Below are 21,035 nucleotides of genomic sequence, written 5' to 3' on the forward strand. Positions count from 1 at the left end.
CTAATGATGCAAAAAAGAATTATTAATAATTTGGTGATCAATGGAATTGCTGTAAATTCGATTGATACATCTTCGGGGATTTTTGTGGGTATCAATAATGTAAATAACTGGTCTTCCTGTCGAAAAAATAATCATGGTTTTGGCTCTGTTTCTAATTCCTTGGTCTCTACAAATTTTAGCTTAGTTATTGATAATGATGTCATTGACACCCCAATCGAAAATAATGCTGTGACTTACATCGATGGCAGACAGGATATCAACAACATTGAAGTGACTGAAATAAATGTCAACTCATTAGATTCTAACGCAGCCGTTTCCGTTGGCGAAAATCTGTTAAATGGATGGAGTTCACATGGAAAACGGAATGATGGAACAGGCAGATCGACTGGTATTAGTCAGAATAAATCTAACACCAGTATCGTGATTGACAATGATTTAATGGACTGTCAAATTTACGATAACCTAAAAGTTTAAAATATTTCACTATAATAGGGGTGATTTCTTTGGCCATGCCTGTAGCCGTCGGGGCAATCAACGTAAATTCATTAAATACAAACGCTACCGTATCCGTAGGAGAAAATCAACTGTCTGGCTGGTCTTCCCATCGGAAGACGAACAATGGAGTTGGTATTCAAGTAGGAATCTTTGCAAATTCTTTAAATTACACGATTATCCTTGACAATGACCTAGCTGATGCGCAAATGCTCGATCCAGATATTATTCCTGGAGTTCAGACTCAGGCTCTTTAAGTTTATACTTTAAGAGCCTTTTTTTATTTATTCATACCAAGTTATTTTCACCTTTTTAGCATTACCTTTAACAAAAGTACATATGGTTAACTATAGATTAGTAGTTCGGTAAGGAGATTTTGCATGTGGTAAAACCTCTTTTTCACTCCCAAGTCAAGCAGATGTTAGGAGCAGACTTCTCGGAATTATTGCAGGAACTCTCCCCCTTTGTTGAACCAAGGATCGACATATACGAAGCAAATCGGAACTATGTGCTTTCCGTTGATTTAGCAGGAGCCAATAAGCAGGATCTCTCTGTAAAATGGCAGAATCATACCATAATGATTGAAGGAACCATTAACCATCCTCATCCTGGGGAAAGTATTCAAGTAATTAGGCGGGAACGTTTTTACGGTACTTTTATAAGGGAGATTTCCATTCCTGAAAAATGTGATCTCGAACAACTTCAGGCTGTTTTTGAAAAAGGAATTTTATTGATAACCATCCCATTTAAAAATAGTAAGGAGAACAATCATGACATCGATTAAATATGGTTCGTTAACAATTGCTAACATAAGTAATTCTTCTGGCTTATTTGTGGGAACAAACCTTCAAAAGGGACGGAAAAACGAAATGGTGGTCAATCAAGGATTTGGCACTATCCAAGGAAAAAATAGAGTCAAATCTAATACTGGAATGGTAGAGAAACGCTCTTAAAAAGGAATGGGGTTTGATGGATCAAACAAATATTCTAGGAAAAATCGATGAATTGTTCGAAAAAATTAACCATCTTGAGAAATCCCTCCAAGAGAAAAGCACTCCACCTATTATTGTAAAAATGGACGTCAAGGACCTTCATTTACAGGAATTAAAACTTGAGGAACTTGTCTTTCACCTAGATAAACTGGATATTAAAGAATTAAGTGGAATGTTAAACCTTGGAAATACTTTCTCTCCCGTCGTCCACCGCAAACCCATGCCGAAAAAGCGTGCTGCTGAAGAGAATCAAACGAAAAAGGAAGATAAACAAAAAGGCAAAACGCAAGATATTGAAGTTAACATAAATGGAAAACAAGTGCCTTACACCATCAAATAGGGAAAGGATGTTGGAATTGAAACGTTTTTCCCCCTCTTTTTTTATTGGTTCGATTTCGATTGGAACGGTTGAAGGTGCTTCATGTGTCAATCTTGGAAACAATCTCCCAAGTGGTTTTGTCAATTATAAAAAACAGAACCAAGGGTTTGGTTCCATCTCCGGTGACAATAATGATATCCATGATATTTTAGCGACGATTGAGGAAGAAGCGATAACGGATACATTTCATTATGATGCATTAGCCCAATCAGAAAATGAACAAATTGTTGATAAGATAAAAAATGAGATGTTTGAAGCAGAACTAAATATTGGTGAAGAACCTGACGATGAGATGAGTGATCATAATTACGACCAAGATGCTTAATTTAGCCGACTGTCCGATAAAACATCGATTTTTTGCTATTCTTATGGTCATAAATGACTCTTTCAATATGTACAAGCATTTTTATTCTGTTCATAAGTTGAAAAAACCCATCCAATTGTTGGGTGGGTTTTAGTTTACATAATAATTTTACTGTTACCTCAAACTGCATTACCTTTTATTTTTTCAGATTTGCTTTTCTTAATAATTTGATTGTTTCCTATTAAACTAATCTCACTAAAAGGATTAGGATCTCCCACATGTACATTCGAGTAAATAAACGATTCACTACCAACGATTGCTCGATTAATCACCGCATTTTCCCCAATAAATGTGCCTGGCATAATCACCGAATCCTTTATGACGGCCCCTTTACTCACCGTCACGCCATGATATAGAAGCGAATTTTCAACTTTACCAAACACTTTACAGCCCTCAGAAACTAATGATTGACTTAAGGCCGCTTTTCCGTCCAAATAGAAAGGCCGCTGAGACGTTTCACGGGTATAAATCCCCCACTCTTCATGCTGGATAATAGGATTCGTTTCATAGGAAAGTAGATCCATATTCGCTTCCCACAGGCTTTGAACGGTTCCGACATCTTTCCAGTAACCATTAAAACGATAAGCGTACACTTGACGATGATCATGAATCATGGCTGGGATAATATCCTTACCAAAATCCTTAGATGAGAATCGTTTTTTCTCCTCTTTTTCCACATATTTTTTTAACACGCTCCAATTAAAAATATAAATCCCCATTGAAGCGAGATTTGATTTCGGTTGTTTAGGCTTTTCTTCAAAATCTATGATTTTTTTGGAGCTGGAATCCATATTCATAATCCCAAACCGATGAGCGTCTCTCCATGGAACATTAATCACAGAAATAGTCGCTTCTGCTTTTGTTTTTATGTGTTGTTCGAGCATTTTCCGATAATCCATTTTATAAATGTGGTCACCTGATATAACAAGAACATACTCAGGATTATGACTTTCAACATAGTCGATGTTTTGGTAAACGGCATGGGCCGTCCCTTCATACCACCGATCCCCCTCCTCACTTTGATACGGTGGAAGGATCGTGAGACCGCCATTTTTCCGGTCTAAATCCCAATGCTTGCCGTCTCCAAGATAATTTTGCAATGTATGAGGCTGATACTGGGTTAAAACACCGACAGTATCAATCCCAGAATTGCTGCAATTGCTTAAGGTAAAATCAATGATCCGGTATTTACCACCAAATGGTACGGCTGGTTTTGCCATCGATTTGGTCAGGTCTTTTAAACGTGTCCCTCTTCCCCCTGCTAAGAGCATCGCTATACATTGTTTTTTATTCATAATGGTTCTCCTTCCAAAAATTTTTCTCTATAGTTTTAACTTCCCTTTTCTATAAGTTTTCAAACAATCATATAGCTGAAGAAAAACGGGAATGATCTTAGTTGGAGCTATACAAGCAGAGCAGCAAACTAAATGGAAGTATTTCAGATATGATGGTCATTTATGTTTGTTAGTTGGTTGGGAACACGAGGATAATTAGTCAGTCTTAAATTCTCTTTAAGTAAATAGTAAACTAAAAAATCTTCATATCAAGTTTATCGGCAGATTATCTAACAAAGATATTTTAAAATAATATGAAGGTTTTTATTTCTTTTTATGAGTCAAACGAAATACCTTTTCAAATGTATATTCAAGTGATTCCTCTGACATGACTTTTGTATCTTTCAACAGGATGTGTCATGACCCCGTTAAGGATTATAAAAAAGAAGAAGCAGACTAATTCATTTGTGAATTGGACTACTTCTTTCAAATATTTTGTATTATAATACAGAATTTTCTATGAGAAACATACTTCTTATTTTAGGAAAGCGTCTTGTTTAGAAACACGTATTCTGTCATGAGGAAAATATTTTTTAAAATATTTCTCCACTCTTTCATGTATATCTTGACGATACCATTCCGCTAAACCATGCTTCTCAAATAATCCAGGCATTCCAAGCTTTTCAGACCGTTTCCCCATTAAACCATCGCCGATCCTTAACGTATCAATCCAAATGTGGTCGACCCTTCCTGCTAATTGTTTAGGGAAATCAGGGGTAAAGGGCAAAACAGGTGAAATCGAAGCTTGGGTGGCGATTCCAGCATCATGGATTGCTTGCAAAGCTTTTAACCGCAATTTTATCCCGGGAGCAAATGGAGAAAAAATTCTTTTTATGTCTTCCCTGTCTGTTTCAATGGTCATCGAGACTAAGACTTTACATTTTTCCTTCAATTTCACAATCAAATCAAGATCCCTAGTGATCAGTGGGCTTCGGGTTTGAATCTGAAGAAAATCTGGCGGATTTTTAATCATCGCTTCAACTATTCCGCGTGTAATCTTTGTTGTGCGTTCCATCGGTTGATAGGGGTCTGTGGCCGAAGACATAAAAATATTAACAGGCTTATTTTTCTTCCGCAATTTCAAGATTTCATTTTCGTAATTTTCTGCTGCGTTTGTTTTTATGTCCAGCCATTCTCCCCAAGGGATGTCTTTAAACCGTTGAATCGGCATTTCTCTCACATAACAATACCGGCATGAAAATGCACAGCCGCTAAAGGGATTCAATGAATGGGTAAATCCCACATCCAAATACCCTTTTGCCTCCGTAAGGATTTTCTTAGCAAGGATATTTTTTGTTTCCATTTAGAGCTCCTCTCTTGTTGAATTTTTTAAAAAGTAGAGAAAAGCTGGCTTGCAATATATCCCCTTAAACCAACTTGACAACTGACATAAATCGTTTGGTCCTTTGGCAGTTCCTCCAATCGATTCCTCTAACCATTTTAATGACAGATAAGCCATATTTGGCGGAAGATGTCCACAACGTCCAAAGAGATGCATAGCTATTTCTGAGTTAGCAAAAAATATGGAAGAGGTGAAAAAATGGAAAAAAATCATTTAAAACTTACATCTTCCGAAATAGGTACACTATGGGGAGAATATGTTAACGGAACAATGACCGAGATCGTTAATAGGTATATGATTTCTATTTTGGAAGACGAATCAATAAGAAAGGTTTTTGAAATAGCCATTGAGACATGGGAAAAGCAAAAGAAGGAGATTATATCCTTCATTGAAAATGAGGGGTTTCCCGTTCCAATTGGATTTACTGAGTCAGACTTAAATAAGGGTGCAGAGAGATTGTTTTCTGATACATTCTGCTTAAATTATTTACATATTATGACTATACATGGTCTGCTGGGTCATACAACTTCTTTAAGTGTTTCTGTCAGAAAGGACTTACGTGAATTTTACAATTTATGTGATAATGATGCAAAAAATATGTACGATTTAACCATAGAGTTATTGCTAGAAAAAGGAAAATTCCAAAAAGATCCCTATTTCTATCCTAAAGAGAGACCTGAATTTATTTCAACTCAAGATTTTACCGATGGATTCTTCGGAAAAGGGAGACTCTTATCTGCTACAGAAATAATCAGTATTTCTCTAAACATTAAAAAGAGCATTATGGCAAAAACGCTTTCAATCGGGTTCAGTCAAGTCGCTAAATCGAAAGAAATAAGATCGTTTTTTCGAAACATTGGAAAAAAGGCAGATGAAAACATACTAGCCCTTTCAAGTGTTTTGCACAAAGATAATTTGCCAGTTCCAATGTCGTGGGAATCAGAGGTTACAACGTCAACAGACTCTCCTTTTTCAGATAAATTAATGTTGTATCATATGGGTTTCCTGGCTCAAACTGCACAAGTTTATTATGGTACAGGGCTAGCAGGAGCCATGCGAACAGACCTAGCTGTAGTTTACGAAAAAACAATCTTAAAAACATTAGTAATGACAAAAAACTGGTTCGATATAATGGTGGCAAATAAGTGGTTAGAACAGCCACCACTTGCTCCTAATAGAAATGAACTAGCAAAAGAAGAATAAAAACTAAAATGTCCATCCTCATGAGGCTGGACATTTTAAATTATTATATAATTACATTAGATGGAAAATAGATTCAAACGTTTTCTATTAAAATTGATAGGTAAAATCTCTTTTAAGGGCAAGGAGAAGTTATGATAATCATTAGTGATTTTTTAGCTGATTTGCTTGGTGATTTGTTTGGTGGTCTAGTGGAGGCAATTTTCCCTACTTCGAAGTCAAAACTAGAAAAAAACATAGATGAATTAACGGAAGAGGAATGGTTCTCCAACCTGTATCAAGATGTTCGATATTCTTACATCATTTGGCATAACAAAAAGGTTAAGCACTACTTACGAAGGACAGAAAATATTAAAGTCCTCAAAAGTAGTGCAGACGATCGTGAAAAATTTATTCAGCTTGTTATTAAGGAACATAACAGATTCGTAGGGATACGGTAAGTTTTTGCGACATATAAGCCCAAGTCATCCTGTTTCACGGCAATTTCGGTTGAAAGAAGAAATTAATTATGTCCAACGATTGGGTGTGGTACATATGGCTCTTCTAAATATACAACTTCCTCATTTGTTAACTTAATGCTTAGGGCACCTACGGCATCTTCGAGATGAGATATTTTTGTCGCTCCGATAATAGGAGCTGATACCGCCTCTTTCTGTAACAACCAGGCAAGTGCGATATAGATACGTGGAACACCATATTTTTCCGCGATGGCAGCAACTCGTTCTACAACCAATCGATCAGCATCAGCGGTCGCATCATATTTAGATTTTTGAATCTGATCCGTTTCTGAACGATACGTTATTTCCGACCAATCACGCGTCAATCTACCCGATGCAAGCGGGCTATACGGGGTTACACCAATTCCTTCCTCTTTACAAAGTGGCAGCATTTCTCGCTCCTCTTCACGGTAAATGAGGTTTAAATGATTCTGCATTGATACAAACTTAGTCCATCCATTTTTGTCAGCAACGTGTAATGCCTTTTGGAATTGCCAAGCATACATGGCAGAAGCACCAATGTATCTTGCCTTTCCAGCCTTGACAACATCATGCAAGGCTTCCATTGTTTCTTCAATAGGTGTATGGGAATCCCAGCGGTGGATGATATAAAGGTCTACATAATCTGTTTCCAACCTCTTGAGACTTTTATCGATTTCACTCATAATTGCTTTTCGGGAAAGACCAGATCCGTTAGGACCCTCATGCATTTGCCCGTGTACTTTAGTTGCGATTACAACTTCATCACGATTCGCATAATCCTTTAAAGCTCGTCCAAGAAATTCCTCACTTGTTCCCATCGAATAAACATTAGCCGTATCAAAAAAATTTATACCAAGATCCAATGCTTTTTTGATAATAGAGCGGCTTTGCTTTTCATTAAGTACCCATTGATGGATCCATTTATCTGCATCCCCAAAACTCATACAGCCCAGACATAATCGAGATACATCTAAGCCTGTCTTACCAAGTTTTACATATTCCATGTTATATCACCCTCATTTTCTAGAAATATTAATCTTATATAGGTACAAATTTTCACTTAAGACTATCTATAGTATGCAACAATTTAAAGAACAATCGTTATCTCATTCCTATCAAGTTTTTGCCTAATCCTATCAAACGTATTTACATAATCGACAACTATGAGATAGAATGTGACTATCATTGATGCGGGAGAAACTATATGTCTGAAGAAATCTACAGCCAGCAGCAGGAACTTGCCAAACTCATTAAACGTTATTCAAAACAGGACGGGGTTCATCCGACTGCTATCCCATCTTTATTTTTAATCCATGAATCTATCGTTACCGAACCAATTGCTAGAATAAACGAAACATCCTTCTGTATGATCGTCCAAGGGGAAAAGGAAGTATTATTAGCTGAGGAGCGCTTTAGGTACGGTCCTGGTGATTACATTGTTGCATCCGTTGACTTGCCGGTTACCGGGCAAGTAGTAAACGCCTCTTCTGACACTCCGTATTTAGCTCTCAAACTTGAATATACACCGAATCAAATTTTAGAGGTTTTAACTGATTCCGACATTCGAGTAGGACAGAAAAAAAATGCCAAGCGTGCTATGTTTGTCAGTAAAGCAGGACCATCTCTGTTGGATGCAGTAATTAGGTTAGCACGGTTGGTGGAAAATCCGAAACATATTCCGGTACTAGCTCCATTATTCATAAAAGAAATTCTCTATTGGATTCTACAAGGTCCTCATGGTGAATCTCTCAAACAAATGGCTATAAAGGGCAGCAACGGGGATCGAATCAGAGATGTTATTGAACAGATCATCAATAGTTATGATCGCTCTTTCAAAATTGAGCAGCTTGCAGAAATAGCGAGGATGAGTGTTGCTTCTCTTCATCGACACTTTAAAGAGGTTACAGCTATGAGCCCTATCCAGTTCCAGAAACAATTGAGACTCCAGGAAGCAAGACGCATGTTATTAAATGATTCAACAGATATCGCTGATGTTGCCTTTCGGGTCGGCTACGAAAGTCAATCACAATTCAGTCGAGAATATTCCCGTATGTTTGGTTATCCACCAAGAGAAGATCTAAATCGCCTGAGGGAGCAATCAGAAAAAAGCCAGTCTTTCATATGAAAAACTGGCTTTTTTCTGATTTTAACGTTACCTGCATACCTGTTTTTGAAAAAAACGATCCTGCGCTAGTAAAGAACGCTCTTATTTTCCATTTCCATTTACCGCTTTTGCTTCATTTGATTTCCAATAATAATCGGCCAGTATATCTGAAAAGACATCGACGGTATGATGGAGTTCGGCCATATTATTATCTACACCACCAATTTCTAACAACATGGCTTTATTTGATATATCTTGATTATAGACTCCGTTTCCATCCCTATAAGATTTAAGAAAGACCCCTCGACTAAGTCCAGGATACTTTTTTTCCAGCTCTGCGTTCAGTGCTTTCGCAAATTCTAGATTTTCCAAATAATTTTTATTTTCTCTTCCTATTATAAATAAAAGCTTTGCATAGGTAACACCATTAATGGTTTTTGTCGTAATTTGTTTTCGTGCCGAGTCCCTATGAATATCAATAAAATATTGTAGTTCCTTATTTTTGGCTGCTGCTGCTTCAACGATTTCCCGCGATTCTGTATAGGCTTGTGTTGGCTTCCATTGTTTCTTTAGTAACTCCTGCGTCATATTTGTTTTATCATGGTCAACGCCAATGCCTTTCCTCATTAAATTCCTGGCTAAACGGTCTCCTAACCCAATTACATTTGCTCTTTCGTCAGAGCTTATTGCGTCGTCAGGGTTCTTAGCATCCTTCAAAACTGGAAGATAGGACTCCCAGCTATGAGTATGATAAATCATTACCGTTTTATGTTCAGGATTCGTTATAGGTTTATTGTCGTCTGTGGTTTGATTGATTAATTCCTCTGATGCTTTTCTCTCATTTAATAAAACCTCGGTTGGAGGTGCAGATTCGTATGGAAGATTAGTAATATTGGTTCCTTCACCAGCTACGACGATCTCAGTGTCATACATTCTTAATCCAGGAATTTCATTGCCTAAAAACGTTCGTGTATCTGTAGGTTTAATCGTGGTTCCTATTTGAAAAGCTAAATTTGTCAGTTTGGTAAAAGTGAAATCAGGATTATTCATTTTAGGGAAAAAGGTATGATTCTCAGATTTGAAAAATTGCAAAAAAAGTTTTTCACCATTTACTATTCCAATGGAATTATTCATTTTTAGAGAGGAGATATTCAGATTGGAAATAACAATCAGAGAAATCATTAAAAACGTAAATATGACCATTAGAATCGACCGGAACGTAACGTTTAGTGTGATGAATTTGATGGATTTCATCGTAACCCCCCTTAGCCCATATATATGAGGTAAGTAGAGTTTTATTGCAGAATTTTATTGGACTCAACCACACGCTAAGTTTAACAATACCCCAAAATGACAACTAAATCTGTAAACCTTGTACCCGCCAATTGAATAAATTTATTGCCTATTATGCTTGAATGTCTAAGTCACTTTTATATTCTAAAATATCTCCAGGTTGACACTCTAAAGCTTTACAAATAGCCTCTAACGTTGAAAATCGAATCGCCTTTGCCTTTCCATTTTTCAATATCGGAAGGTTAGTCATTGTTATTCCAACCCAATAATTAATTATTAATTTATATTTTATTTTTATTGATATCTATATATTTTTCTATAAAAAAACCCCTAAACGGATTTATTATCCAACTTAAGGGGGGCAATTCGAAAGGTGAAATTGTTTTGAATATTGCTGATTATGGTCCAAACGTATTCATATTTTTCATCGGGTTTATTATCTCTTCTGGCTTCCCAGCTAGTTGACTCTCATCTGGCGGAGTCGTCCCTGATTTAAATCCAAAATAAATCGCTATAGCACTAACAATAATAACTGGTGACAGTATAATTAACCAAATCAAAATAACACCTCCAAGTAAATAGACACATTATTATTAATATTATATTATAAAATTAACTTTTTTTTACATTTTTAAATCTTCCCCGTTATTTTAAGTGACAATTTTTAAATGGATTCTCTAACTAGCTTTTGAACAATTTTTAAAACAATCACAAGGATACAGAACAGAACTGGATAGGAAAAGGCTGAGTACAAATAAGTCCAACCGTTATGATAAAAATACCCCGATTTGACCGCTATGTACTCGTACAGAACAGCAAATCCACTCCAAACGAGAATGTATACTAATTTATTTCGCCATTGTCTTTGAAATGGATAATAATTTAGAAAAATGGTGGTTACGGCTGGGTATATTCCAATGATTGCGATTAAGGTCCTCCATTGAATACCTTTAGTAAAATATCCATACAGATCATATTTACCATCAAGATAAATATCTACATTATCTTGTAAGGTCATCGCAAAGAAAATCGTGGAAAAGATTTCTATACGGGTTAATTTTTTGGGCATAAAAATAGAATAAATACTAAATATAATAGCGGAAATGATTAAGAACCACATAAAAATGAACTGCACCACCTTATCAAAGGTATTATACCCTCTGTAAATAAAAAAACTACAAACCATATACTGCTCTAATCCGTTTATCCTTCAACTAACTTGTTACAAATAAAAAAAAGGGCTGCGCAGCAACCCAAATGTAAAGTCTTTATGATAAGTACAATCTTTCACAATATGAAGAGAAGCATCAATAGGACAACCCTGTTCCGATTATTAATTCTTGCATTAATGTGTATTTAAATTAGGGGCTTATTGGTGATTTTTTACTCTCTTTTCCATTTGCTCGGCAATTTGTTTCGAATTTACATTTCCTTCGTTTTGTAATCTTTCAATGATGGCGGTATAATCCGTTTCATTTCGGTTCTGGCTTAATTTATAAGCAGCCTGGACATCTTCCACTTTAATCTTAAAACCAACAATACCTTTTAGTTGATTTTCTACTAGTTCAGGAGAAAGTTTATCCCATAAAACTGGATTTTCACGATTATGCTCATATTTTTCTAACATTCCTGCCAATTCTTCTATTAACTCATCTCTCGTTAAAATAGTGGCTTTTCCGTAAAGATGGACAGCCTGATAATTCCAAGTCGGCACATTTTCGTGCAAATACCACGAAGAAGAAACATAAGCATGCGGTCCCTGAAACATTACAAGCACATCTTCACAAGTTTCAAATGTTCGCCACTGAGGATTTCCATAAGCCATATGCCCTGTAATATAGTAATCATCACCTTGTTTATTTAACCCTAAAGGCACATGGGTGGCAATTGGCCTCCCTTGTTCCGTTGTGACAATCGTGCCAAAGGCATTTTTTTGAACAAAATCCCAAATTTCATCCCTATTCGTGACCTTAAAATAGTTTGGAATATACATAATAATCCCACCTTCCAAAAAAGTTATAAGAGAGTTTTGATCATGATAAAGTCAATTTGTTCTTCATCCCCCATATAAAAAGAGTGGGCTCCCGATTGAACAAACCCCATTTTCTTATAAAAAGCAATCGCATTTTCATTTTTTTCCCATACGCCTAGCCAAATTTTCTTTTTATTTCTCTCCATTGCAATTTCCATCGCTTTATTAAAGAGAAATTTACCAAGCCCATGTTTTTGAAATTTATTCCTTATATAAATCCTCTCAATTTCAAGTGATTCATCACCCATCTCTTCAGACTGAGCTTCATTGGTATTGACCTTTAGATACCCAGCGACTTCACTATTAACATAAACAAAATAGAATTGTGACGAACTATTCGCTAATTCCTTTTCCAATTGGTTTAAGTTAAATGCCTTTTCCAAATAGGCATTCATATTTTCGGGTGAATTTTGATGCTTAAATGTTTCATTAAATGTTTCATAACTAATTTCTTGAAGCATGGCTAAATCATCATGGGTACATTTTTTTATCGTTAAAGTCACTTTTGTCATTACTCCTTTTGTATACTTAATAATTTCTCTTGTTTCCTTTTTTCACCCATTCCCAGTCTATTTCAATATTTTTTCTAACTCTTTGAAGAAGATTGAAGATGGTTTCTACTTCCGTTTCCGATAATCCAGCTAATGCAATATGATTAGAGTAATCATTTTCTCGTCTTATAAACGGATACACATTTTCCCCTTTCTCCGTTGGAAAGAGCTTTTTTATTTTTTTGTTATACTGATCATCTTTCTTTTCAATAAAGCCATTCATTTCAAGCTTTTTAATCGCACGAGCTGCTGTTGTCCGATCAACTTTAATCATCTCAGCTACCTTTTCTTGAATGATACCAGGGTTTTCACATATTCGCACAAGGTACAAATACTGTCCCTTTGTCAGGTCATATTCTTTAAATTCTATATTGCTTATCGAATCTAAGGCCCTGGCAATCATTCCAATTTCTCGAAGAATTTCCTTCATAATAAACTCCTTAGTTCTTGATTTTGTTGCAAACGCAATAAAAAATGCTATATATTAAATTTAACTTAACTTTGTTGTATTTGCAATAAAAAATAATTAAGTAGTCGAGTAATGTGAGATAGGTTATGAGATAGCAGGAATGTCATTTCTTGTTTACTTTTGACGTTATTTTATTTTCAGAATGAAACCTAACTCTTGATCATATATTAATCTGAGGTGATAGGAATGGATAGACATCTAGAACAAATATTTGATGTCCGTTATTTAAAAATTGGTTCGATGGTCAATGGCGGAGTTTTGCAAATTGGTTGTGGTGGAGGTATAGTTCACCAAGCTCCTCCGGCTGGATATACCACAGTAGGAACTACCTTAGTTGGACTATCAGGTCCTCAACAATTCAGTGTCCCATTACAAGCCGCAGTTCGGCCGAATAATAAGACTAGACCCTAAATAATCTAATAAAAAAGGCCGCCTAAAGTGGCAGCTCGATGGTACAGAAAAAAGCAAGTTCATTATGTGATGTCAACTTTTTGATTGATCCATTCTAACGCATGCTTGACATGGGCAAATGTTTTAAAGGACAACATGTCCATTCCACTTCTTACAACTGTCAGGGCTAGCTCAGGTCGCATCCCCGTAACAATCACATCTATACCTAACAAGCCTAGTATATCTCCGATCGATTTCAAGCTGCTTACCAGTTCCTGATTGAGATCTATGATACCTGAATAGTCAATGATCAGAAATTGCAATTGCAACTCTGCGATTTTAGGAACCCCCCTATCTAAAATATAGCTAACTCGATAAGAATCTATTTTACCCACTAATGGTAGAACAGCAACCCCCTCCTGAATCAAAACAACGGGTGCTGACAACTCTGCCAATTCTCTCTTTGTCTTTTCCTCGTATCTTTCCGTTAGCATTTCAAATGCTAAAATGGTCTCGTTTAAGCTGACGTCGAGCATGGAGTTAACCTTTTTAATAATCGATTTACTTTCATTTAATGAAATCCCAAAGTCGTTGCTGAGTTTGGTTATAAGGTCAGTAAAGACTTCTCTTGTGGGTGGATACCTAACTGTAATCTCAGATATTTTTCCTCCTGAAGTAACTTGATGCTCTGCGTTCTTTTTACTCCATGATAAAATGTCCTCCGCTACATCCTCTGTTCCCTCCAAAATCGACTGTCCTAAAAACTCAAAAAATTTTATATACATTTCGATCGCCTGCTGCTTTTCATCTTTGGAAATGATTAAATTCATTCTTTGAATGACACCTTCAACAATTTGCACTGCTAGTAAAGATGCATTTTTTGTGAAATAGGTAGCTATTTTACTTTCTAGTCTCATTTATAACAATAACCCTCCTTTTCCCTATAGTAAGATTATACCTTAAAAAAGCGAACACTTCAGTAACTGTCCATTATCCCTATATCAATCAAACCAAATAGGAATATGAATTAGGGCAAAAAAAAAGCCACAGCCCTATTTATAATAGATCTGTTGCCTTAAATGAAATTTCCCCTGATGGTAAACCTTTATCATCAAAAATAATATGCTTATACAGTTTTCGAATTAAACTTTTCATCTCTTCAGGAGAATAAGCTATTATGACAACCTGTTCTTCCTGATTATTCCCTTTCATTGTTACATGGTATCTCTTTCTTCTTCTAACTTGTTGTATTGATTCCATTTAAAAATCGACCTCTCCTTGATGAACTAATCAATATTATATTCCCAGTTCGCAAGACTTTTAAACTATAGAAACAATAAATTTGATACTCAAATTAGAATACATTTGAAGACTATCTTAATTCGTACATCTCGAAAGGATTAGTATTCCTCCAATAATAATAACCACGGTGATAATCTTGGTAAGACAGCCTCCTTGTGATAAAGCTCCCAAGTCACCAACTATTGAACGGTTTATCGATTCTCCTAAGTTACCCGTTGGATTTATTTTATTCTCCTCTATTTGTTTTTTATCTTGTTCGTCTGCTTTACTCACAAATCCACCCCCAAATGATTCCTATTAAACGTTTATTCTCTACTATTCAAATTTAATCCTTCTTTCACGAAACTGATCGAACAATAAGAAAAGCCGCCGGAGTAGGCAGCAAGTTTAAAATTCACCTTTTTACTTTTATTTTCTCGGGGATTGTCGTCCAGTACTTTGGGTCTTCTAAGCCGAGCCGCCAAATTCCAATTCCTCGTAAGTTATACTTTTCTACAAGGTTTAGCTTAAACCTTAGACTATTGCTATTCTCAAACCAAACTTCGTGGCTATGATGGTTTTTATCTACATAACGAAAATGAGGTGTTTGCGAACGGGAGTCCCATTGGACTTTAGCTTTATATTTTTTTTTCTGATCCATTAACAGTGCATAAGAGCTATACAAGGCTTTGTCTGCTGTAGTGTCCCAGTCCCATCCATAACCAGCGATGCCAAGTATCATTTTTGATGGTGCTACTCGATGTTTCAATGCATAGCGAATTGTGGCTTCTGTCCAATTGACTGATGCTGACGCCCCGGGTGATGTTCTTGGGTTGTGCTCATCGTAAGTCATTATCATTAGCCCATCTGAGTATAAACCTAGCTTTTCGTAATCAAACCATGGTGACCAGGGATTTGCACGGGAATCACCCGTGTTTGCCGGAACTGAAACCGTAACTACTTTCCCATCGCGATGCAAAGTATCTGACAATTTCTTTATCAGCAGACTAAAGGAATCTCGATCAGATAAATACAAATTTTCCATGTCAATATTAATACCGTCATAATGAAACTGGTTCATTTCATTACGTAAGTTCTGAATGAAAAGATTGCGATTTTTATCATTATCGAGTACATGACTTGCTGCCTGCTTGCCTTTCTCCACGGTGTCATATAAGAGATTATGTACAACCATATATACCTTTAGTTCTTTCTTATGAGCACTCTGAATAACCTTTTTCTTATGATCTGCTGTAACGGAATCGATAAGACTGCCTGGACGTTTATCATCCAGCTTATACCAAAAAGGTGCAATGATGCTTAAGCTCTTGAAATGCGCATTTACTGTAGGTTGAGAGCCTGGATACGTCCCTTCCCTTTCTGTGTAGAAACCTATCACTTCACGAGGAGTTTTAGGGTTCTTGTATTGCTCTTTTTTTTGTGATTGTGACTGACTACACGATGACATGAGTAATAAGGCCATACTTAAAGAAATAATGGTGAATGACCGATAACGATTTTTTGCCATAATACACCTTCTTCTACTTTGTATATTCCTTAAGTTGATAAGAAAAGGTGTAACTTATTCATAATAGATTTCCTTCATAACTTAAAAAATTAGGTATTCGAACTAGTCCGAACGAACAAATTTTCACATAGACTGATGATATAACAAGACAAATGTAGATGGAGGTCATTTAATGATGAAAAGACAAAGTGGTTTTGGTGGTTTCCCGCCAAATATGCCAAATATGATGCCTAACGCGATGCCAAATATGTTGCCAAATGCAATGCCAAATCAAGTAGCACCGATTCAATCATTACCAGCCCAATATTGTCCGCCACCACCATGCCCACAGTTCTGTCCGCCTCAAGTGTTCCCGACTCAGTATGATCCGCCACTCGTTTCACCCGGACAACAATATGTGAAAACCAACTTATTCAACAAGGTTGTACAACACATTCATCCTTCGCATACTACAACAGTTAACAAATTACATGTTAACCACCAACACTATTTCCCACACACAGAATCCTGTGTAAATGAATGCTGTGAGACACATACTATGTGCGGCGTACCAGTCAATCCTTGTTGCCCTCCGGGTCCATTCGGATTCTAATTTTCTAAAAATCATCCATTCTTAGTAATTTGTTAGAAATACGAAACAAAATCATATAATACAGGCTTATTGAAACACCCAACTTACTCAGCTGGGTGTGCTTCTTTGTGATTAAACGGTTGTTCCTGCTTCACTTTAGATGTCAGTTGTTATGGCTAGAGATTATATTGACGTTGAAATTCAAAAATCTCATCAACAGCTTGGTGATACCCACCTGATTTTTGAAAAGATTCCTTAATAGATTCAACCGCTTTATGAACAGAATTCTGATTTAACACATAATCAACGGCTTCACTTAGTTGATTTGCAGACAAGCTTTCCATTTTTAATTGGATACCAGCTCCAATCCGGGCTACTTGTTCGGCAATGATCGGCTGATCCGCACTTTGTGGAATCACAATTAGCGGAACGCCAAAATAGAGACCTTCATGGGTACTGTTCATTCCACCATGTGTAATAAATAATTTTGTGTATTTCAGTACCTCCGTTTGTGGAACATAATTGTTTACAATGAAGTTTGCAGGAATTTCCCCCAAATCAGCCGGTTGAATATTTTCGCCAATAGACATGACAACAGTATGATCAGTGTTTCCGAATGCCTGAAAACAGAGCTTATAGAAATCAATGGCTTGGTTAAAGACCGTACCTAGTGAAATGTATAATAGGCTTTTCCCTTTAATTTTAGCAGTGTCGATGTTTTCTTTCGTCAATCGCGAGGAGATGGATGGACCGACAAATTTGTATGTTTGGTCAAATGCCTCACTAAAAGGTTGAAACTCCCTAGTTGTATAAACGATTGTCATTGGAGCAGGATTACAAAAAACTTCGTAAGGAGAATCGATTTCCACATTATATTTTTCCTTCACCTTTTCTGTCAGGCTATGAAATTCGTGAACGATTTCAGTGGGAATGGTATTAGAATGTGGTTCCATCATTTTATCGAATGAAGCCTTTGACTGGGCAAATGAAGTACAAGAATTAATGGCCGGAAGTTTAAGGATCTGGGCAAGTATATAACCACATCCAAACATGGAATCGTGAATGATATAATCAAAATGTTCTCCTTCGATTTGCTCTAGAACACTAGGGATCACGATATCTGCCGTCCGTAAAAGACCGTTGATTCTTTCGAGTAAGTAATTTCTTCCACCTGAAATAAAGGCTTTTATAAATTTTTGTCCATCAAATGTTCGTACAGTCGCCCCAGTTTTTTCTAGGCGCTCTCGAAAATCTTCGATTGCAAAGTACACTACCTCTTCTCCTCGCGATATAAGTTCTTCCACCACTCCAATGGTTGGATTGATATGCCCTTCTGATCCACCATTTATAAATAAAACACGTGCCATTATAACCACTCCTTTTAAATTACCCAAAACCAGCACCTGATCAATAAAGCTCTCGTTTATTATACCTATATTCACGATACATCGAAAAATCTAAAAAAGGATTCCATATGGATATGTTATAATTTTTATAAAATGGAACCTTTTGAAAACAGCGGTATACAGAATCTCTGTTGGCCTGAAATAAATAACATGTTCGTAGGTGATTATATGAAAATATCAATAGAAGAAATCAGCAAAGAACTGGGGGAAGAAATCCTCATTAGATGTCATGAGGTAGATGATGAAATATACGAAATCGTTAACAAGCTGAAAACGGAGAACCTCATTTTACTAGGATATCAACATGATCGAGTTCACCGTATTAAGCCATTGATCCCTATTACTGTATTGAAATTGAAAATGAACTCATCCTTAAATTTTTTGACTATGAATTAAAGGGCATTGGCCATTTTACTCCAAAAGAGACATATGGAGTGATGAAAACTGTAAATGACAAAACCAAGTAAACTGGTACAATAGTAGAAGAAGGATCGTTCCTACGGTCCTTTTTCTACTAAATTCACGCTTCTTTTATCTTTCAACAAACGAAAATTTTTATGAAAATCTGTTTCATTTATTGATATTCTAAACGATAAATCCATTGTACGTAATACATAATCTTTCACACCGATAAATTCAGATTCAGCAATTAGATAAAATTGTGTTCCTTTTTTTAGACCATTAAAATTTTTCTTGAGTTTATATACCTTCATGTTTTTACCTGCTGTTTCACTAAGAAATTTGGTTTAACTTCACTAGGAAAGATTTAATTGCCACGATATTCCGAACCGATCATTTAACCAGCCAAACCTCTTGCTAAAACCATAATCCCCAATTGGCATTAAAGCTTGTCCACCATCTATAAGTGTTTGATAAAGGTTATTGATTTCCTCTTCCGAATCGCAAGTGACATAGATAGAGAATGAAGGAGTAAAGGAAAATTGATGTTTCACATTACTGTCAATGCACATAAATTCCTGCCCTTTTAAGGAAAAAGAAGCCATCATCACAGTTCCTTCATCCCCACTCTCATTTGCTCCATATCGATCGATGCTTGTAATATGTGAATCTTCAATTATTGACGTATAAAAATTCATTGCTTCTTCTGCATTTCCCTCTTGAAACATTAGAAATGGTGTAACCTTTCCCATTGTATTCGACTCCTTTAACTAGTTAATCAGATCCTTTATAGTCTTCTGCCCTTTTAATAGGATCAATAGTGGGCAATCCTAGTTGAATTTCCTTTAATTATAGATTTCCCAACAGAATAATTCAATCCGTCATCTATTCTTTGCTGAATTGTCCCGAATTGAAATCCCAAAAAAAGGATGATAGCCGTTTATTTTCTTAGGATGCGGTTACGGCTATACAGTATAATGCCGTGTTAGTTACCTCTGTTTTTAACTCATCAATCATTCGTGAGGAGATTTTTCTTAATAGGTTTATGATGAACGAAAAGAGGCTAGTTAAATAGAGACCTAATTAAAAACTTCTAGGGGGGTTGGTATGTGGATTACGAGACCTTTTTTTAAATATGCAACAGGAACCTTGTTAATTTTATTAATCATTTTCTTATTTGGCAAAATCGATTACTTTGTATGGCCGTTTCAAAAATTAATTGCGACGATATTTTTTCCCATCCTCATTTCCGGAATCATATATTATATTATGAGGCCATTTGTAACCTTTTTTTCCAAATATATCAGCAAAAATATGAGTATATTGATTGTTTATCTACTATTCATCGGGGCGGGCTATCTTTTTGTTCATTTTACTGGTACTCCTATTGCACAACAAGTCCAGCAGCTTTCGGAGCAATTTCCAAATAAGTTTGATAAGATCTCAGATGTTTCCCATGATATAGTTAAGCATAATAGCTTGGGTAATAGTTCATTAAGAATGATTGAGAAAAAAGCAAGTTCCCTCTCAAACTCCTTATTACAGCATATCGAACAAAATATCACGAATATCCTATCCATTGTCACTAGTATTGCAACGGTGCTTGCAGTGGTTCCCTTTATCGTTTTTTATTTTTTACGAGATGGCGAGAAACTAAAGCCTGCTCTCTTAAAGAATCTTCCCGTTGAACACGTGGAAGAGGGAAATTTAATTCTGGCTGATATCGATAAGACTTTATCCGCTTATATCATCGGACAATGCCTCATAGCGTTATCGGATGGAATCATGATGTATATTGGTTTTTGCATGATTGGTCTGAACAATAGTCTAGTGCTTGCCATTTTCGCGATGTGTATGACGATTGTACCCTTTATTGGCCCTGTGATTGGAATGGTCCCGGCCATCATTGTCGCACTTTTACAAGGTCCGTTTATGGTCTTGAAAGTCGTATTCGTTGTCATTGTTGCACAGCAAATAGATGGAAATTTTGTTACACCAAGAGTTATGGGAAAAAAACTGAATCTCCATCCATTAACAGTCATTTTCATTTTGTTAATTTCAGGGGCTATTTATGGATTTGTAGGAATCATAATTGCCATCCCACTCTATTCTGTTGTTAAAGTAACCCTTAAAAATGTCATTCGTTTTTATAAACTGAGAAAAATTGAGAATAGATAGCAAAATAAAACAGAGTTTCACGGACAGTGAAGGTCTGTTTTATTTTGATCATTTTAGACCATAACGAGGAAATTAATCAATCTTTTGTCCTTTTAAAGTTGGCTCCTGGTCAACCACCGCTTTTTTGGTACCTTTACTACTATAAGGTTTTGCACTCTTTGCTTTGTTTGCGCTGGCTTGCCAACGATTCCAACCCTTCTTGCCTGTTCCTCTGCCTGTTCCACCTTTTCCTTTAGCTTTACTCATATCAT

The 21,035-nt window shown here is 36.2% G+C and carries 31 protein-coding genes; 13 read left to right on the top strand and 18 right to left on the bottom strand.

The features are described 5' to 3' along the window. Positions 1-6 precede the first annotated feature (6 nt). From J7E81_RS28230 to J7E81_RS28255, 6 genes are all read left to right on the top strand, one after another. The gene (locus J7E81_RS28230; RefSeq protein ID WP_215047498.1) at positions 7-474 is read left to right on the top strand and encodes a hypothetical protein; all 468 of its coding nucleotides are present in this window, start codon (positions 7-9) and stop codon (positions 472-474) included. A gap of 35 nt (positions 475-509) precedes the next feature. After that, positions 510-749 carry a spore germination protein gene (locus J7E81_RS28235; RefSeq protein ID WP_251028945.1) on the top strand — a complete coding sequence of 80 codons (240 nt, stop codon included), beginning with the start codon at positions 510-512 and terminating at the stop codon, positions 747-749. 125 nt (positions 750-874) lie between these two features. Continuing rightward, a complete protein-coding gene (locus J7E81_RS28240; protein WP_215047500.1) occupies positions 875-1,276 on the top strand; it encodes an Hsp20/alpha crystallin family protein in 402 nt (133 codons plus the stop codon). Further along, the gene (locus tag J7E81_RS28245) at positions 1,263-1,445 is read left to right on the top strand and encodes a hypothetical protein (RefSeq protein ID WP_215047501.1); all 183 of its coding nucleotides are present in this window, start codon (positions 1,263-1,265) and stop codon (positions 1,443-1,445) included. The genes J7E81_RS28240 and J7E81_RS28245 overlap by 14 nt, the downstream gene beginning before the upstream one ends. 16 nt (positions 1,446-1,461) lie before the next feature. Continuing rightward, positions 1,462-1,824: a hypothetical protein gene (locus tag J7E81_RS28250; protein ID WP_215047502.1), complete on the top strand. Its 363-nt coding sequence runs from the start codon at positions 1,462-1,464 to the stop codon at positions 1,822-1,824. A gap of 16 nt (positions 1,825-1,840) precedes the next feature. Beyond that, positions 1,841-2,188 (top strand): hypothetical protein, encoded by a 348-nt coding sequence (locus tag J7E81_RS28255; RefSeq protein ID WP_251028934.1) that lies wholly within the window; start codon positions 1,841-1,843, stop codon positions 2,186-2,188. 158 nt (positions 2,189-2,346) lie between these two features. On the opposite strand, the gene J7E81_RS28260 is transcribed toward J7E81_RS28255, so the two are convergent. Beyond that, positions 2,347-3,522: a glucose-1-phosphate adenylyltransferase gene (locus J7E81_RS28260; RefSeq protein ID WP_215047503.1), complete on the bottom strand. Its 1,176-nt coding sequence runs from the start codon at positions 3,520-3,522 to the stop codon at positions 2,347-2,349. Positions 3,523-4,036: 514 nt separating this feature from the next. Continuing rightward, positions 4,037-4,864 (bottom strand): SPL family radical SAM protein, encoded by an 828-nt coding sequence (locus tag J7E81_RS28265; protein WP_215047504.1) that lies wholly within the window; start codon positions 4,862-4,864, stop codon positions 4,037-4,039. Positions 4,865-5,101: 237 nt separating this feature from the next. On the opposite strand from J7E81_RS28265, the gene J7E81_RS28270 reads away from it, so the two are divergent. After that, positions 5,102-6,106: a DUF3231 family protein gene (locus J7E81_RS28270; RefSeq protein ID WP_215047505.1), complete on the top strand. Its 1,005-nt coding sequence runs from the start codon at positions 5,102-5,104 to the stop codon at positions 6,104-6,106. 131 nt (positions 6,107-6,237) lie between these two features. Next, positions 6,238-6,543, top strand: coding sequence for a hypothetical protein (locus J7E81_RS28275; RefSeq protein ID WP_215047506.1), 306 nt, complete (start codon positions 6,238-6,240; stop codon positions 6,541-6,543). 62 nt (positions 6,544-6,605) lie between these two features. On the opposite strand, the gene J7E81_RS28280 is transcribed toward J7E81_RS28275, so the two are convergent. After that, on the bottom strand, positions 6,606-7,586 hold the full coding sequence (locus tag J7E81_RS28280) for an aldo/keto reductase (RefSeq protein WP_215047507.1): 981 nt from the start codon (positions 7,584-7,586) through the stop codon (positions 6,606-6,608). 200 nt (positions 7,587-7,786) lie between these two features. Between J7E81_RS28280 and J7E81_RS28285 the strand changes: the two genes are divergently transcribed. Then, positions 7,787-8,707 carry an AraC family transcriptional regulator gene (locus tag J7E81_RS28285; RefSeq protein ID WP_215047508.1) on the top strand — a complete coding sequence of 307 codons (921 nt, stop codon included), beginning with the start codon at positions 7,787-7,789 and terminating at the stop codon, positions 8,705-8,707. Positions 8,708-8,788: 81 nt separating this feature from the next. Here the strand turns inward: J7E81_RS28285 and spoIIP are convergent, their stop codons facing one another. The 7 genes from spoIIP to J7E81_RS28320 all read right to left on the bottom strand — a co-directional run bounded on the left by spoIIP (position 8,789) and on the right by J7E81_RS28320 (position 12,992). Beyond that, positions 8,789-9,940, bottom strand: coding sequence for a stage II sporulation protein P (gene spoIIP / locus J7E81_RS28290; RefSeq protein WP_251028935.1), 1,152 nt, complete (start codon positions 9,938-9,940; stop codon positions 8,789-8,791). 151 nt (positions 9,941-10,091) lie between these two features. Then, positions 10,092-10,229 (bottom strand): helix-turn-helix domain-containing protein, encoded by a 138-nt coding sequence (locus tag J7E81_RS28295; protein WP_251028936.1) that lies wholly within the window; start codon positions 10,227-10,229, stop codon positions 10,092-10,094. Between the two features lie 148 nt (positions 10,230-10,377). After that, positions 10,378-10,539: a hypothetical protein gene (locus tag J7E81_RS28300; protein ID WP_215047509.1), complete on the bottom strand. Its 162-nt coding sequence runs from the start codon at positions 10,537-10,539 to the stop codon at positions 10,378-10,380. A 104-nt stretch (positions 10,540-10,643) separates the two neighbouring features. After that, positions 10,644-11,099 (bottom strand): CBO0543 family protein, encoded by a 456-nt coding sequence (locus tag J7E81_RS28305; RefSeq protein WP_215047510.1) that lies wholly within the window; start codon positions 11,097-11,099, stop codon positions 10,644-10,646. A gap of 249 nt (positions 11,100-11,348) precedes the next feature. Next, the gene (locus J7E81_RS28310; protein WP_215047511.1) at positions 11,349-11,972 is read right to left on the bottom strand and encodes an FMN-binding negative transcriptional regulator; all 624 of its coding nucleotides are present in this window, start codon (positions 11,970-11,972) and stop codon (positions 11,349-11,351) included. Positions 11,973-11,995: 23 nt separating this feature from the next. Next, positions 11,996-12,514: a spermidine/spermine N(1)-acetyltransferase gene (gene paiA / locus J7E81_RS28315; RefSeq protein WP_215047512.1), complete on the bottom strand. Its 519-nt coding sequence runs from the start codon at positions 12,512-12,514 to the stop codon at positions 11,996-11,998. Between the two features lie 25 nt (positions 12,515-12,539). After that, a complete protein-coding gene (locus J7E81_RS28320) occupies positions 12,540-12,992 on the bottom strand; it encodes a MarR family winged helix-turn-helix transcriptional regulator (RefSeq protein ID WP_215047513.1) in 453 nt (150 codons plus the stop codon). 225 nt (positions 12,993-13,217) lie between these two features. On the opposite strand from J7E81_RS28320, the gene J7E81_RS28325 reads away from it, so the two are divergent. Then, positions 13,218-13,442, top strand: coding sequence for a hypothetical protein (locus J7E81_RS28325; RefSeq protein WP_215047514.1), 225 nt, complete (start codon positions 13,218-13,220; stop codon positions 13,440-13,442). 62 nt (positions 13,443-13,504) lie between these two features. On the opposite strand, the gene J7E81_RS28330 is transcribed toward J7E81_RS28325, so the two are convergent. The 4 genes from J7E81_RS28330 to J7E81_RS28345 all read right to left on the bottom strand — a co-directional run bounded on the left by J7E81_RS28330 (position 13,505) and on the right by J7E81_RS28345 (position 16,230). Further along, entirely contained in the window at positions 13,505-14,338 is an 834-nt protein-coding gene (locus tag J7E81_RS28330) for an STAS domain-containing protein (RefSeq protein ID WP_215047515.1), read from the bottom strand. Positions 14,339-14,477: 139 nt separating this feature from the next. Beyond that, positions 14,478-14,681, bottom strand: coding sequence for a hypothetical protein (locus J7E81_RS28335; protein WP_215047516.1), 204 nt, complete (start codon positions 14,679-14,681; stop codon positions 14,478-14,480). Positions 14,682-14,798: 117 nt separating this feature from the next. Then, a complete protein-coding gene (locus J7E81_RS28340; protein ID WP_215047517.1) occupies positions 14,799-14,996 on the bottom strand; it encodes a hypothetical protein in 198 nt (65 codons plus the stop codon). Between the two features lie 121 nt (positions 14,997-15,117). Further along, a complete protein-coding gene (locus tag J7E81_RS28345) occupies positions 15,118-16,230 on the bottom strand; it encodes a glycosyl hydrolase family 18 protein (RefSeq protein ID WP_215047518.1) in 1,113 nt (370 codons plus the stop codon). A gap of 172 nt (positions 16,231-16,402) precedes the next feature. On the opposite strand from J7E81_RS28345, the gene J7E81_RS30740 reads away from it, so the two are divergent. Continuing rightward, positions 16,403-16,822, top strand: a complete 420-nt coding sequence (locus J7E81_RS30740; RefSeq protein WP_374104111.1) for a CotD family spore coat protein — start codon at positions 16,403-16,405, stop codon at positions 16,820-16,822. Between the two features lie 155 nt (positions 16,823-16,977). Here J7E81_RS30740 and J7E81_RS28355 read toward each other — a convergent pair whose 3' ends face one another. Next, a complete protein-coding gene (locus J7E81_RS28355; RefSeq protein ID WP_215047519.1) occupies positions 16,978-18,168 on the bottom strand; it encodes a macrolide family glycosyltransferase in 1,191 nt (396 codons plus the stop codon). Between the two features lie 207 nt (positions 18,169-18,375). Between J7E81_RS28355 and J7E81_RS28360 the strand changes: the two genes are divergently transcribed. Further along, on the top strand, positions 18,376-18,603 hold the full coding sequence (locus J7E81_RS28360) for a hypothetical protein (protein WP_215047520.1): 228 nt from the start codon (positions 18,376-18,378) through the stop codon (positions 18,601-18,603). A gap of 101 nt (positions 18,604-18,704) precedes the next feature. On the opposite strand, the gene J7E81_RS28365 is transcribed toward J7E81_RS28360, so the two are convergent. Together J7E81_RS28365 and J7E81_RS28370 are read right to left on the bottom strand one after the other, a co-directional pair. Continuing rightward, complete coding sequence (locus J7E81_RS28365; protein WP_215047521.1) at positions 18,705-18,920, bottom strand: hypothetical protein; 216 nt, start codon at positions 18,918-18,920, stop codon at positions 18,705-18,707. A gap of 42 nt (positions 18,921-18,962) precedes the next feature. Then, the gene (locus J7E81_RS28370) at positions 18,963-19,358 is read right to left on the bottom strand and encodes a VOC family protein (protein WP_215047522.1); all 396 of its coding nucleotides are present in this window, start codon (positions 19,356-19,358) and stop codon (positions 18,963-18,965) included. A 355-nt stretch (positions 19,359-19,713) separates the two neighbouring features. On the opposite strand from J7E81_RS28370, the gene J7E81_RS28375 reads away from it, so the two are divergent. Continuing rightward, complete coding sequence (locus J7E81_RS28375) at positions 19,714-20,784, top strand: AI-2E family transporter (RefSeq protein ID WP_215047523.1); 1,071 nt, start codon at positions 19,714-19,716, stop codon at positions 20,782-20,784. A gap of 72 nt (positions 20,785-20,856) precedes the next feature. Here the strand turns inward: J7E81_RS28375 and J7E81_RS28380 are convergent, their stop codons facing one another. After that, on the bottom strand, positions 20,857-21,030 hold the full coding sequence (locus J7E81_RS28380; RefSeq protein WP_215047524.1) for a DUF3934 family protein: 174 nt from the start codon (positions 21,028-21,030) through the stop codon (positions 20,857-20,859). Between the last annotated feature and the right edge of the window lie 5 nt (positions 21,031-21,035).

Origin of the sequence: Bacillus sp. ISL-18 (assembly GCF_018613415.1) — a bacterium.
GTDB lineage: Bacteria > Bacillota > Bacilli > Bacillales > Cytobacillaceae > Neobacillus.

Excerpts from the sequence above, each read along its gene's own strand:
- J7E81_RS28230 (WP_215047498.1), top strand. The coding sequence starts at position 7 with ATGCAAAAAAGAATTATTAATAATTTGGTGATCAATGGAATTGCTGTA.
- J7E81_RS28235 (WP_251028945.1), top strand. The coding sequence starts at position 510 with ATGCCTGTAGCCGTCGGGGCAATCAACGTAAATTCATTAAATACAAAC.
- J7E81_RS28245 (WP_215047501.1), top strand. The coding sequence starts at position 1,263 with ATGACATCGATTAAATATGGTTCGTTAACAATTGCTAACATAAGTAAT.
- J7E81_RS28250 (WP_215047502.1), top strand. The coding sequence starts at position 1,462 with ATGGATCAAACAAATATTCTAGGAAAAATCGATGAATTGTTCGAAAAA.
- J7E81_RS28260 (WP_215047503.1), bottom strand. The coding sequence starts at position 3,522 with ATGAATAAAAAACAATGTATAGCGATGCTCTTAGCAGGGGGAAGAGGG.
- J7E81_RS28265 (WP_215047504.1), bottom strand. The coding sequence starts at position 4,864 with ATGGAAACAAAAAATATCCTTGCTAAGAAAATCCTTACGGAGGCAAAA.
- J7E81_RS28270 (WP_215047505.1), top strand. The coding sequence starts at position 5,102 with ATGGAAAAAAATCATTTAAAACTTACATCTTCCGAAATAGGTACACTA.
- J7E81_RS28275 (WP_215047506.1), top strand. The coding sequence starts at position 6,238 with ATGATAATCATTAGTGATTTTTTAGCTGATTTGCTTGGTGATTTGTTT.
- J7E81_RS28280 (WP_215047507.1), bottom strand. The coding sequence starts at position 7,586 with ATGGAATATGTAAAACTTGGTAAGACAGGCTTAGATGTATCTCGATTA.
- J7E81_RS28285 (WP_215047508.1), top strand. The coding sequence starts at position 7,787 with ATGTCTGAAGAAATCTACAGCCAGCAGCAGGAACTTGCCAAACTCATT.
- spoIIP (WP_251028935.1), bottom strand. The coding sequence starts at position 9,940 with ATGAAATCCATCAAATTCATCACACTAAACGTTACGTTCCGGTCGATT.
- J7E81_RS28295 (WP_251028936.1), bottom strand. The coding sequence starts at position 10,229 with ATGACTAACCTTCCGATATTGAAAAATGGAAAGGCAAAGGCGATTCGA.
- J7E81_RS28305 (WP_215047510.1), bottom strand. The coding sequence starts at position 11,099 with ATGTGGTTCTTAATCATTTCCGCTATTATATTTAGTATTTATTCTATT.
- J7E81_RS28310 (WP_215047511.1), bottom strand. The coding sequence starts at position 11,972 with ATGTATATTCCAAACTATTTTAAGGTCACGAATAGGGATGAAATTTGG.
- J7E81_RS28320 (WP_215047513.1), bottom strand. The coding sequence starts at position 12,992 with ATGAAGGAAATTCTTCGAGAAATTGGAATGATTGCCAGGGCCTTAGAT.
- J7E81_RS28325 (WP_215047514.1), top strand. The coding sequence starts at position 13,218 with ATGGATAGACATCTAGAACAAATATTTGATGTCCGTTATTTAAAAATT.
- J7E81_RS28330 (WP_215047515.1), bottom strand. The coding sequence starts at position 14,338 with ATGAGACTAGAAAGTAAAATAGCTACCTATTTCACAAAAAATGCATCT.
- J7E81_RS28335 (WP_215047516.1), bottom strand. The coding sequence starts at position 14,681 with ATGGAATCAATACAACAAGTTAGAAGAAGAAAGAGATACCATGTAACA.
- J7E81_RS28345 (WP_215047518.1), bottom strand. The coding sequence starts at position 16,230 with ATGGCAAAAAATCGTTATCGGTCATTCACCATTATTTCTTTAAGTATG.
- J7E81_RS30740 (WP_374104111.1), top strand. The coding sequence starts at position 16,403 with ATGATGAAAAGACAAAGTGGTTTTGGTGGTTTCCCGCCAAATATGCCA.
- J7E81_RS28355 (WP_215047519.1), bottom strand. The coding sequence starts at position 18,168 with ATGGCACGTGTTTTATTTATAAATGGTGGATCAGAAGGGCATATCAAT.
- J7E81_RS28360 (WP_215047520.1), top strand. The coding sequence starts at position 18,376 with ATGAAAATATCAATAGAAGAAATCAGCAAAGAACTGGGGGAAGAAATC.
- J7E81_RS28365 (WP_215047521.1), bottom strand. The coding sequence starts at position 18,920 with ATGAAGGTATATAAACTCAAGAAAAATTTTAATGGTCTAAAAAAAGGA.
- J7E81_RS28370 (WP_215047522.1), bottom strand. The coding sequence starts at position 19,358 with ATGGGAAAGGTTACACCATTTCTAATGTTTCAAGAGGGAAATGCAGAA.
- J7E81_RS28375 (WP_215047523.1), top strand. The coding sequence starts at position 19,714 with ATGTGGATTACGAGACCTTTTTTTAAATATGCAACAGGAACCTTGTTA.
- J7E81_RS28380 (WP_215047524.1), bottom strand. The coding sequence starts at position 21,030 with ATGAGTAAAGCTAAAGGAAAAGGTGGAACAGGCAGAGGAACAGGCAAG.